Source organism: Paenibacillus nuruki (genome assembly GCF_963311185.1).
GTDB classification, from domain to species: domain Bacteria; phylum Bacillota; class Bacilli; order Paenibacillales; family Paenibacillaceae; genus Saccharibacillus; species Saccharibacillus nuruki.
The window spans coordinates 776,260-788,647 of the sequence record NZ_OY725677.1; the positions used below are offsets into that span (position 1 = coordinate 776,260).

Sequence of the window (12,388 nt, forward strand, 5' to 3'; positions counted from 1 at the left end):
AGAGCAGAGCATAGAATTGTATGCTCTGCTTCTTTTAAATTCAAAATGGACTATATTCATAATCAGATAGGGAGATGAGACATGCTATACAGGGTGGAAGGGATTATCATCCGCAGCATGGATTATGGCGAAGGGAATAAAATTGTTACGTTGTGTACAGAAACACACGGTAAGATAGGTATTTTTGTACGCGGAGCCAAAAAGCCCAAAAGCCGCCACGGTGCTATGGTACAGCCGTTTACGTATGGTGAATATTCCTTTATTCGTAATGGAACAGGTCTGGGTACTCTTAATCAAGGTGAGATCATCGAATCGAATCATAAGTTACGTGAAGATGTATTTTTAGCAGCTTATGCGGCTTATGGCTGTGAAATGGTCGATAAAGCACTCCAAGAAAATGAAACAGGACGCTTCTGGTTCGATCAACTCAAAGCTTTTCTTTCTTTTCTAGGCGAAGGCAGAGATCCTGTCGTACTCACTACGTTGTTCGAAATGAAAATTCTGCAAGCGACTGGATACTCTCCGCAAGTGGATGCTTGTATTTTTTCAGGCGAAACTGAAGGGAAGTTTTTCCTCAGTCCAGGACTTGGTGGTATTTTATCAGAACGTGAACGTCGTCAAGATCCAGCAGCTTTTGCAGTTTCTCCGGGAACGCTCAAGTTGTTGCGATTATTTTCTAGATTGGATATTCGTCGCCTTGGTAATATTGATGTCAAAGATTCAACCAAAGCAGAGCTGAAAAAAATTATGGATGCTTTTATGGAAGTTCAGTTAGGGCTTAAATTGAAATCCCGCCGCTTCCTAGATCAATTGGATAAGTATGAAACTTCACTTCAAAACCATGTTGACGAATAGTCTAAAGTCAGATATGATCTAGGTTATAACTTGTGTATTATATACACACATGATGCGTTGACCGGATTAGTAAGCAGAAGATTATCGTCTTTGGATAGCGAGTCAGGGATAGTGTAAGCCTGATGACGACCTTATGCCCAATGGCATCCGTGAGCATATGAGCTGAATAGAAAAGTGGATGACATGCAAATGTCTTCAAATAGGGTGGAACCGCGGGAATACAACTCTCGTCCCTATGTCTGTACATCAGGCGTAGGAACGGGAGTTTTTTGCGTGCGATGCAGATGATACATATTCAGCGAAATCACCTATCAACTATGAAGATAAAGGAGTAATGTCAATGAATTTCCAGCAAATGATTTTGACACTGCAAAATTTTTGGGCAGCTCAGAACTGTATTATCGTACAGCCTTATGATACTGAAAAAGGTGCAGGAACAATGAATCCAATGACGTTCCTACGTTCGATTGGACCTGAACCGTGGAATGTGGCTTATGTAGAACCTTCCCGCCGTCCTTCAGATGGTCGTTATGGTGAGAACCCTAACCGTTTGTATCAGCATCATCAATTCCAAGTAATCATCAAGCCTTCACCAGATAATATTCAAGAATTATACTTGGATAGCCTCAAAGAATTAGGGATTAATCCGTTAGATCATGATATTCGTTTTGTAGAAGACAACTGGGAAAATCCATCACTCGGCTGTGCAGGTCTAGGTTGGGAAGTATGGCTAGATGGTATGGAAATTACTCAATTCACTTATTTCCAACAAGTCGGTGGTATTGAGACAAATCCGGTAGCTGTTGAAATTACGTATGGTATGGAGCGTCTAGCTTCTTATATTCAAGATAAAGAAAATGTGTTTGATCTAGAATGGGTGAATGGCATTACGTATGGCGATGTATTCCATCAACCTGAAGTAGAGCATTCTACGTATACATTTGAAGTCTCCGATGTAGCGATGTTGCTTAATCTATTCAGCACGTATGAGCAAGAAGCGAAGCGTGCTATGGATCAGAACTTGGTATTCCCTGCTTATGATTATGTTTTGAAATGTTCACATACATTTAACTTACTGGATGCACGTGGAGCGATCAGTGTCACTGAACGTACAGGCTATCTGACTCGTGTTCGTAACTTAGCACGTCAAGTGGCAGCTACGTATCTGGAAGAGCGTGAGAAGTTAGGCTTCCCGATGTTGAAGAAAGGAGATGCTTAATCATGGCAAAAGACATATTACTTGAAATTGGACTGGAAGAAGTACCTGCACGCTTTTTACGTGCAGCGATGAACCAATTGCTTGATAAAACAGTCAAATGGTTAGACGATTCTAGATTGACTCATGGAGAAGCAAAAGCTTTTGCAACCCCACGTCGCCTTGCAGTATGGATCAAAGATGTCGCTGAAAAGCAAGAAGATATCAATGAAGAAGTGAAAGGCCCTTCTCGCAAAATTGCTCAAGATGAGACAGGTGCTTGGAGTAAAGCAGCACTTGGATTTGCACGTAGTCAAGGTGTTGATCCCGAAACATTCACTTTCCGTGAACTGAGCGGAGTTGAATATATCTATGCTCAAAAGAGCAGTGTAGGTATCAGTACAGAAAGTATTGTTGCTGAAGCATTGCGTAACATTATTACGACAATGACATTCCCTAAAAATATGCGTTGGGGTACACATGATTTCAAATTTGTACGTCCTATTAAATGGATCGTTGCATTATGGGGACATGATGTGATCGACTTTGAAATTACAGGCGTACACACAGGACGCACAACACGCGGTCACCGCTTCTTAGGTAGTGAGACTGAGATTGCTGAGCCTACATTGTATTTAGAAGCTCTTCGCAATCAACATGTTATTGCTGATATTGAAGAACGTGAAGCGATGATCAGTGCACAGATCGCTCATTTAGCGAGTGAAAAGAATTGGCATATTGATGTCAAAGAAGACTTGTTAGAAGAAGTATTATTCCTAGTCGAAACGCCGACTGTATTGTACGGAGCATTTGATCCTGCATTTTTGAATATTCCGCAAGAAGTATTGATCACTTCGATGCGTGAACATCAACGTTATTTCCCTGTACTGGATGAAGCGGGTCAATTATTGCCTTACTTTGTAACCGTACGTAGTGGAGATAATCGTTCTTTAGATATTATTGCTAAAGGAAATGAAAAAGTGTTGCGTGCACGTCTGTCTGATGCCAAATTCTTTTATGAAGAAGATCAGAAAGTACAGATTGATACAGCACTTGCCAAGTTAGAAAATATTGTGTTCCATGAAGAGATTGGAACAGTAGGCGATAAAGTACGTCGTATTCGTCAAATCGCAGATCAATTAGCCGTACAACTTCATGTGACGCCTGAGCAAGCAACAGCAGTTAGTCGTGCAGCAGATATTTGTAAATTCGATTTGGTCACTCAAATGGTCTACGAATTCCCTGAATTACAAGGGGTTATGGGTGAAGACTATGCACGCAAAGCAGGCGAAAGTGAAGAAGTATCGCGTGCAATCTTTGAACATTATCAACCACGCTTTGCAGGCGAAGTTTCTCCAGCATCATTAACAGGAGCACTTGTCAGTATTGCCGATAAGCTGGATACGATTGTAGGTTGTTTCTCAATCGGGATTATTCCTACAGGTTCGCAAGATCCATATGCTCTTCGTCGTCAAGCAGCAGGGATTGTACAAATCTTGCTTGAGCATCAATTATCACTGACTTTAGAACAATTATTTGATATTGCCCTAAATATTCATCAAAATTTAAGGAATATGAAACGTTCTTACGATATAATACGTATAGAACTATATGACTTCTTTGGACTTCGTGTGAAAAAATTGTTGTCTGAGCATCTTCGTTATGATGTTGTAGATGCAGTTATCGCATCAGGATTCAATCATATTGGTTCTGTGGTTGCTCGTGGTCATGATTTGATGAAAGTGGTTCAAGAAACACCAGACTTCAAGTTGACGATCGAGTCTTTTGGACGCGTATCTAATCTTGCAGCGAAGTCTTCTGGTGTAGCTGTACAACCAGCATTGTTTATTGAACCAGCAGAGCGTGAATTATACGCTTCATGGCAAGCCGCTACTACAGAATATCGCACACTGCTTGCAGCTAATCGCACAGCAGAAGCTTTAGCATTATTGTCTTCTTTACGTCCAGCAATCACTGCCTTTTTTGATCAAGTGATGGTTATGGCAGAAGATGAAGCTGTACGGGAAAATCGCCTTGCTTTACTAGCAGCGGTCGATCAAGATATTCGTAGCTATGCAGACTTCTCGAAGTTGGTTAAATAAAAGATAACAACAGATTTACAGATATAACTTTAAATGAACGACTAAATACAGCTATACGGAACGACGGCATTTATGTCTTGTCGTTCCGTATTTTCTACTTTTATAAACGAACGTATGCTCCATAGGAAGTCCCAATGAGAGGGGGGATGGAAATTGGAAAGTAACAAGCCATTCCACCCGCGTACGATTGTGGTGGATGGAGATGCTTGTCCGGTCAAAGCAGAAATTGCAGAGACGGCACGAGCATTTCAGACACCTGTTTTAATGGTGTCTTCTTTTGATCACAAGATTTATGCAGAAGAAGGTGTATCTGTGGTTCAAGTGGATCGCAGTGATCAGAGTGCTGATCTGTATATTGTGAATCATGTGCGTCCAGGAGATATTGTGATTACACAAGATTATGGTTTGGCAACGATTGCTCTAGCAAAGCAATGTCGAATTCTTTCTTTTCGAGGAATGGAATTTGATAGTGAGAATATAGAATTCCTGTTGGCACGCCGACATGCACAAGCCAAAGCACGTCGTAGTGGCAAGTATGGTAAAGGTCCTAAGCCTTTAACAACAGAAGATAAGAAAAATTTTCAGTCCCAATTAACAAAACTTTTAACAAATTTGCAGGAGATCGACTCCTAGCTATCGAATATTATGTATCGTGTGAAAAGAGATGAAGGTGGTAACAATGAGCACCGGACATAATGGTGGTATTCCTGACGAAGTGATTGAAGCTGTACTTCAGCACAATGACATTGTTGATACGGTAGGCAAATATGTTCATTTGACCAAACAGGGGAAATATATGAAAGGCCTCTGTCCATTTCATTCGGAGAAGACGCCTTCTTTTACAGTGACGCCTGATCGTCAAATTTTTTATTGTTATGGTTGCGGAGCAGGTGGCAATGCAATCAAGTTTAGAATGGAGATTGACGGGCTTTCTTTTCCAGAGGCTGTAAAGTTGATGGCAGAAGAGTCACATATTCCTTTTCAGGATGGTAAAGGTGGAGGAGTGGCTCCTCGTGATCAAGAGCTTGAGCGTTTATTACAAGCTCATGAATGGACAGCCAAGTTGTTTCATTACCTTTTGAAAAATACGGAACATGGCAAACCAGCAATGGAATATTTACGTGCCCGTGGATTCGGGGATAAGCTGATTGATCAATTTCAAATTGGCTATGCGCCTGATCGTTGGGATACGCTAGTTCAATTTTTTGAAAAACGCTCTTTTGATCTCAAAGAAATGGAAAAAGGCGGCTTACTTTCTTCCAAACAAGATGGTTCTGGATATGTTGATCGATTCCGCGGACGAGTTATGTTTCCAATCATGAATCGAAGCGGCAGGATTATTGCATTTGCAGGTAGAATCTTGGGAGAAGGGCAGCCCAAGTATCTCAATTCACCTGAGAGTCGTTTATTTAACAAAAGTCGTACTCTCTATAATCTGAATCTTGCTAAGTCTGCTATTCGTAAACAAGGGCAGCTGGTATTGATGGAAGGTTTCGGTGATGTGATTGCATCATGGGATGCGGGGGTACAACATAGTGTAGCGACGATGGGCACAGCGCTTACTGAGAATCATGCTTCTTTAATGAGAACACTCACAGAAGAAGTTGTGATTTGTTATGACGGTGATAATGCCGGACAAGCAGCAGCGCTCAAAAGTATTCCGATTTTGGAAGAAGCAGGCATGCGCGTTAAGATCGCTTTATTGCAAAATGGGCTCGATCCGGATGAGTATATCAAAACATACGGAGCCGAACGTTTTGCAAGTCAAGTGATTGATGGTGCCGTTTCAACAACCAAATTCAGGCTTATTTATGTGAAACGAAATTACAACTTGTTAGAAGAAGATGGCAAAGCGTCCTATGCTCAAGAAGCATTAAAAGTGATTGCCCAGCTATCTTCACCGACAGAGCGAGAAGTATACCTTAGAGAGTTATCAACCGAGGTAGGTGTATCGCTTGAAAGTCTTAAACAAGATTGTAATTTGATGCGTCAGACTTTGAATAGGACTCGTCCGCAAGGACAGAATGGGAATCGCAGTTCTGGAAATGGTAATTCTAGAAAAGCTCAGGGTACACCTACTCTGTTACCGGCTTATCATGCGGCAGAGCGTCGACTCATTGCAATGATGCTACAAGATGCTGAAGCGGCAACGTATGTATCAGAACATCTAGGAGATGCTTTTAATATTGCTGATCATGCTGCGATTGCTTCCTATATTTATGCTTATTATGCGCAAGGTAAGCCACCCGATGTAAGCCGATTTATTTCGTCGCTTCAGGATGATCGGCTAGAAAAGACAGCGACTTCGATCCTTATGATGGATACCCCTCATGGTGACAGTACGCAAGTTTTGCAAGATTGTATTCAACAGATCAAAAAGTTTCCACAACAGAAACAAGTAGAGCAAAAAAGAGAAGAAATGCTACGCGTTGAAAAGTCAGGTGATTTTTTACGTGCTGCACAAATTGCAAGTGAGATTATCGCCCTAGAAAGACAGTAATTGTCTTGTACGGATAGTTCTAGGGAGGAGGGAGTCGAAAGATGGCGAACGATCAGCATACTGAATTAGAAACCGAATTAACATTAGATCAGGTGAAAGAACAATTAATAGAGGTCGGCAAAAAAAGATCCTCTCTGAATTACAAAGATATTATGGAAAGACTGGCTCCATTTGACCAGGATTCTGAGCAAATTGATGAGTTTTACGAGCAATTGGGTGATATAGGTATCGAAGTGGTCAATGAAGGCGACGAAGAAATTACAATGCGCCCTAGTACCGATCGTGAGAGTTCAGATAGCGAATTTAATTTCGACGATGACCTTGCGCTTCCACCAGGTATCAAGATTAATGACCCGGTTCGTATGTATTTGAAAGAAATCGGTCGTGTTCCTCTATTATCAGCAGATAATGAAGTGGAATTGGCTAAACGGATTGAAAATGGCGATGAAGAAGCAAAACGTAGATTGGCTGAAGCTAACTTACGTCTCGTAGTTAGTATTGCTAAGCGTTATGTGGGACGCGGAATGTTGTTCCTTGATTTGATCCAAGAAGGTAATATGGGTCTAATCAAAGCGGTTGAGAAGTTTGACCATACAAAAGGATACAAATTTAGTACGTATGCTACTTGGTGGATTCGCCAGGCGATTACGCGCGCAATTGCCGATCAGGCAAGAACGATTCGTATTCCTGTGCATATGGTAGAAACCATCAACAAATTGATTCGGGTTTCCCGTCAATTGCTACAAGAATTAGGACGTGAACCTACACCAGAAGAAATCGCTGCTGAAATGGAACTAAGTGTCGAAAAAGTTCGTGAGATTATGAAAATTGCTCAAGAACCTGTTTCGTTAGAAACGCCGATCGGTGAAGAAGATGATTCTCACTTGGGCGATTTTATTGAAGATCAAGATGCTTTGGCTCCAGCAGATGCTGCGGCTTATGAATTGTTAAAAGAGCAATTGGAAGATGTTCTGGATACTTTGACAGAGCGTGAAGAAAATGTACTTCGTCTACGCTTTGGTTTAGATGATGGACGTACGAGAACGCTTGAAGAAGTTGGTAAAGTATTTGGTGTTACGCGTGAACGGATTCGTCAGATTGAAGCAAAAGCACTTCGTAAGCTTCGTCACCCAAGCCGTAGCAAACGTCTGAAAGATTTCTTAGAATAGAGTATACAAAGAGACCTTCTGCTTATAGCGGTAAGGTCTCTTTTTGTATTACGATGTTTTTTGGTTTACATATCAGTCAAAATTCGTTTTTTACAGATTCATTATGTAAGGGGTTTACTTTTGCTCCCAATTAAGCGATATATAACTATAGAAGAACATAACAGGCTATAATGCAAGTATAGCTGTTATCAGTATCTAATAATCGGTTACAATCGGCTGGCAGCGCATAGATCGAGCAATGGCCTAGTGATGAATAGGGAGTGGGAAAGTCGTGGATCGGGGGAAACGGGAAGTTATTTTGGATGAAATTGAATACTGGCGGGAAAATCGCTTGCTTCCAGGGCATTATTGCGATTTTTTGATGAATTTGTACGATGTGGATCAAGAGCGGAGTGACAAAAAAGTACTGTCGATGAATTCATTACAACAGGGCAATATTCGCACATGGTTGTTTACTTTTATCGTGGTATGTTTTATTTGTTTGACTATTTTGTATTTTGCTACATTTCCATTTTTAGTACAGCTGGTATGTATACCGTTATTTACGGCTTTATGTTATACTGGCGGAATTCGTCTGCGTACACGTAATGCGCTGGCATCGTCATTTTTATTAGCGATAGGTAGTTTGCTCATGTTGGGATTAGGTATATTTTTGATTCGTGAACAGGGCATGGATGAACGTGTTTTTACAACGCTGTTAATTTTGGTTTGCGCGATAATATGGTGTATACTCGGTTATATTATTTCGAGTCCTGTGTTATTGTATATAGGGTTTGGTGCTTTTGTATTATTATATGCAGGGTTCTTTGCTCAGGTTCAACCTAAAGCTTCATGGTTGATGTTACAAGGGCTATGGTTACCTATTAGTTTGTTATTAATGTGGTTTTGCTGGCTTGTACATCATCGTGGCAAAAAAATGGCGGCTGTTTATTTTACAAGTAGTCTTGGAGTCTGGTTTATGCCGGAGATTGATGAAGTCTTTCTACGGGGACAAATGCCAGAAGCATTCGCACTATTTTGTATGGTAAAAGTGGCATTGATATGTATTATTTTATTTGTACTTCGAAAAAAATGGATAGCGTGGGTGGCTGCATGAAATTATCAACACGATTAACAAAAATTGCAGAGCAAATTCCGACAGGAAGCCGGTTGGCGGATATTGGTTCCGACCATGCCCTTTTGCCGGTTTTTGCTATGCGTAAAGGCATAATTACAGAAGCAATTGCAGGGGAAGTCAATGTAGGGCCTCGCGATGCGGCTCAGCGTCAGGTGAATGAAGCAGGGCTCAAAGAAAAGATCAATGTAAGATTAGGTAATGGACTTGCTGTGATCGAGCCCGGCGAAGTGGATGTGGTAACGATCGCAGGAATGGGCGGCGTATTGATCGTCTCTATCTTATCGGAAGGCATTGATAAATTAGCAGGTGTACAACGTCTTGTACTTCAACCTAATGTCGGCGAAGAAAACGTACGTCGTTGGTTACTAGAACATGATTGGTTTTTAAGCCATGAACAAATTTTAGAAGAAGACGGACGTATTTATGAAATTTTAACAGCAGATCGTCTGCCTGATGCGAGTACGCAAAATCAACAATTATATGCAGGGATAACGTTAACTGCTCACAGTACAGATCACCAAGTGAATGATTATCATGTTGATCAAGATAGCTTGCTACGTTTTGGACCTTATTTAATTCAAGAAGGGTCTGTCATTTTTCAATACAAATGGTCTCAAGAAATCAATAAACTTGAAAAAGTAGCTGCTTCAACAGGTAAGTCTGAAAATGAAGAAGCACAAGCCAAATCGGCTGCTTTTCGCCAACAGCTTCAAACTGTGAAGGAGGTTCTAGTATGCTTGCAAAAGGACAAACTGTAATTCAATATATGGAGCAATTTGCACCTAAAAGTATCGCTGTACCTGATGATCGAATTGGTCTGCAATTAGGAACACTACAAAAGGATATTCGTAACATTCTGGTTGCTCTTGATGTGACTGATGAAGTAGTCGATGAAGCGATCGCTCTTAATGTTGATTTGATTATTGCTCATCATGCGATTATTTTCCGTGCTCTTAAAAGTATCAATACCAGTACGCCAATGGGCAAATTGTATGAAAAGCTTATTAAGCATGATATTGCAGTCTATATCAGTCATACGAATCTAGATATCGCTGAAGGTGGAGTCAATGATTGGATGGCTGATGCGTTAGGGCTTCGTCAGACAGTACCGATCGAACAGACATCTACAGATTCTTTATTCAAATTAGTCACTTTTGTACCTGATACTCATGTAGAAGGTGTACGTAAGGCGATCACTGCGGCTGGTGGCGGTCATATCGGTGATTACAGCCATTGTACGTTTACTTTGGAAGGTACAGGTACATTTCAGCCGGAAGAAGGCAGTGAGCCTTACATAGGGACTACAGGTAAATTAGAATCGGTATCTGAGATTCGTCTGGAAACAGTCGTTCCTTCCAGTCTGCGCAATAAAGTGATTCAAGCATTAATCAAGTCGCATCCTTATGAAGAAGTCGCTTATGATCTGTATCCGTTAGCAGATAGCGGTAAAGTATATGGTCTAGGTCGTGTAGGTAAATTAGATGCTCCGGTGAGTCTTGCTCAATTTGTCGATACGGTTAAACAAGGATTAGATGTATCGATTGTACGAGTAACCGGTGATCTTCAGCGTACGATCAAAAAAGCAGCAGTGCTTGGTGGATCAGGTAGTCGCTATGTGAATCAGGCTTTATTTAAAGGTGCAGATGTAATTGTTACAGGAGATATCGATTATCATACTGCTCAGGATGCATTGATGGCTGGAATAGCGATTATTGATCCCGGGCATAATACAGAGAAGATTATGAAGTCAGGACTGGCTGAGGTTATTCGTAAGCGACTACAAGCAGATAAGTACGATACTCAAGTGCATGCTTCTACAATCAATACGGAACCTTTTCAATTTGTATAAAAGTTAATCGGGTACAAAAGTTATGTTAATCTTTGTATTTAAAGATTTGAAGCCGTATATCTTTAAGTTAATTATCGTGTGCTTTACAAAATGTACTGTGCGAAATGTATCGAAATAGCTAGAGAATGCAATCAAATCTGCATTTTTGTAATGTAAACTCTTAAAAAGTGTAATGTATGCTTTACACTCTTATAGAATGATTATATAATGTGAAGTGTTGCGTTCGCGGAAAGCTAAACAGACAATCGCCGGTGACTTATCGTCACGGGAGGAAAGTCCGGGCTCCACAGGGCAGGGTGCTGGATAACATCCAGTCAGCGCGAGTTGAAGGATAGTGCCACAGAAATGGACCGCCGATGGCTGATTTCTTCGGAAATTATGCACAGGTAAGGATGGAACCGGGGTGTAAGAGACCCCGAGGAACGCTGGTGACTTCGTTCCTGGTAAACCCCATCTGGAGCAAGACCTAAAGAGATACGGCTTTTTTTCGAAAAAGCAGCCTTTGCCCGAGGTGTATCGAGGTTGGTCGCTGGAGCCAAACAGTAATGTTTGGCCTAGATAGATGATTGTCGCCTAAAGTGGGAGGGTAGTTCCCGTCTGAACCACAAAAGGCACAGAACCCGGCTTACGAGAAGCTTTCCCCACTAACGCTACTATTTATTTGATGCAGTATACAGATATCATTTATAAGTATTGATCATGATCCGATATAGAGTTATAGACACTCTGTACCGGTTGTATATCCGCTGGAAGAAGGCGGTGTGTTTTTCCATCTCTGGAGAGCACGCCGCTTTTTGATGCGGTTAAAATTGATATTCTAATAACAAACTTGCTTCTTTGTAAAAACCAAAGTAATCTATATGATAATAAACCATTCATCAATGGGGATATTGATGAGATTCCTTTTCACAAGGAGACGTTTTTAATATTTAAAATATGGTTAAAATGAAGTTAAGAAGATTTTGTACACATCAGAGATACCATAAGTATTATTTTTGTGGTAGGATTGTAATTAAAAATCAGGGTAATGTTTCCTTTCTCGAGGGGCATCCCAGTCTCTAAGGAACCAATTTTAAGGGGGAGCTACAGACATGTTAGCAGCGAATGTCCAAAAGTTAAGTGAAAGCACTAGGGAAAAATTGAAACCAGCAATGGAGAAGATGGAAGAGTTCCTAAACGAATACTCTTTACAAGCATTGACCGCTGAAAGTGGGGTCGACAGTGTTGTTTTCTACAAAGGATTTTTGTCCGATTTACGTCATTTGCTTGTGTTTTCCGAAGTTTCTTACGAAAAATTAGGTGTAGTGATCCGTCGTGCAAACTTCGATATGGATTTTGCAGAAAAAGCACTTTATAATGCGTATCACCATTGTATCAATAGCTTTTTTTATCCCAAAAATGAGTGCTACTCTGAAGATGGACGTTATGCTTATACAGGTCAGGAAGCGATTCGTTTCCGTCAGACTCCTGTCAAACCGGTTAGAGACATTATTTTAGAAATCACCAAAATTTATGAAGAATTACGCGATGATTTAGCTTACTACGAAAGTGATTATTTGACACAACGTCGTATGAATCAACGCCACGCTTAATTTTGATCT

10 protein-coding genes and 1 other RNA gene are annotated in these 12,388 nt (G+C 40.8%); all 11 read left to right on the top strand.

The window, feature by feature from the left end; translation table 11 throughout:
- Positions 1 to 81 precede the first annotated feature (81 nt).
- The 11 genes from recO (at position 82) to RCP16_RS03535 (ending at position 12,379) form a co-directional block, all read left to right on the top strand.
- A complete protein-coding gene (gene recO, locus RCP16_RS03485) occupies positions 82 to 855 on the top strand; it encodes a DNA repair protein RecO (RefSeq protein ID WP_069329827.1) in 774 nt (257 codons plus the stop codon).
- A gap of 340 nt (positions 856 to 1,195) precedes the next feature.
- Positions 1,196 to 2,074 carry a glycine--tRNA ligase subunit alpha gene (gene glyQ / locus RCP16_RS03490; protein WP_069329826.1) on the top strand — a complete coding sequence of 293 codons (879 nt, stop codon included), beginning with the start codon at positions 1,196 to 1,198 and terminating at the stop codon, positions 2,072 to 2,074.
- Positions 2,075 to 2,076: 2 nt separating this feature from the next.
- Entirely contained in the window at positions 2,077 to 4,152 is a 2,076-nt protein-coding gene (gene glyS, locus RCP16_RS03495; protein WP_308641684.1) for a glycine--tRNA ligase subunit beta, read from the top strand.
- A gap of 153 nt (positions 4,153 to 4,305) precedes the next feature.
- Positions 4,306 to 4,785, top strand: a complete 480-nt coding sequence (locus RCP16_RS03500; RefSeq protein ID WP_069329824.1) for a YaiI/YqxD family protein — start codon at positions 4,306 to 4,308, stop codon at positions 4,783 to 4,785.
- A 46-nt stretch (positions 4,786 to 4,831) separates the two neighbouring features.
- Entirely contained in the window at positions 4,832 to 6,652 is a 1,821-nt protein-coding gene (gene dnaG, locus RCP16_RS03505; RefSeq protein ID WP_069329823.1) for a DNA primase, read from the top strand.
- 41 nt (positions 6,653 to 6,693) lie between these two features.
- Positions 6,694 to 7,821: an RNA polymerase sigma factor RpoD gene (gene rpoD, locus RCP16_RS03510; RefSeq protein WP_069329822.1), complete on the top strand. Its 1,128-nt coding sequence runs from the start codon at positions 6,694 to 6,696 to the stop codon at positions 7,819 to 7,821.
- A gap of 271 nt (positions 7,822 to 8,092) precedes the next feature.
- Complete coding sequence (locus RCP16_RS03515) at positions 8,093 to 8,917, top strand: hypothetical protein (protein WP_069329821.1); 825 nt, start codon at positions 8,093 to 8,095, stop codon at positions 8,915 to 8,917.
- Positions 8,914 to 9,696 carry a tRNA (adenine(22)-N(1))-methyltransferase gene (locus RCP16_RS03520; RefSeq protein ID WP_308641685.1) on the top strand — a complete coding sequence of 261 codons (783 nt, stop codon included), beginning with the start codon at positions 8,914 to 8,916 and terminating at the stop codon, positions 9,694 to 9,696. The genes RCP16_RS03515 and RCP16_RS03520 overlap by 4 nt, the downstream gene beginning before the upstream one ends.
- Positions 9,672 to 10,787: a Nif3-like dinuclear metal center hexameric protein gene (locus tag RCP16_RS03525; protein WP_308641686.1), complete on the top strand. Its 1,116-nt coding sequence runs from the start codon at positions 9,672 to 9,674 to the stop codon at positions 10,785 to 10,787. The genes RCP16_RS03520 and RCP16_RS03525 overlap by 25 nt, the downstream gene beginning before the upstream one ends.
- A 229-nt stretch (positions 10,788 to 11,016) precedes the next feature.
- An RNA gene (gene rnpB / locus RCP16_RS03530) (RNase P RNA component class A) lies at positions 11,017 to 11,430 on the top strand.
- A 448-nt stretch (positions 11,431 to 11,878) separates the two neighbouring features.
- Entirely contained in the window at positions 11,879 to 12,379 is a 501-nt protein-coding gene (locus RCP16_RS03535) for a YpuI family protein (RefSeq protein WP_308641687.1), read from the top strand.
- Positions 12,380 to 12,388 lie beyond the last annotated feature (9 nt).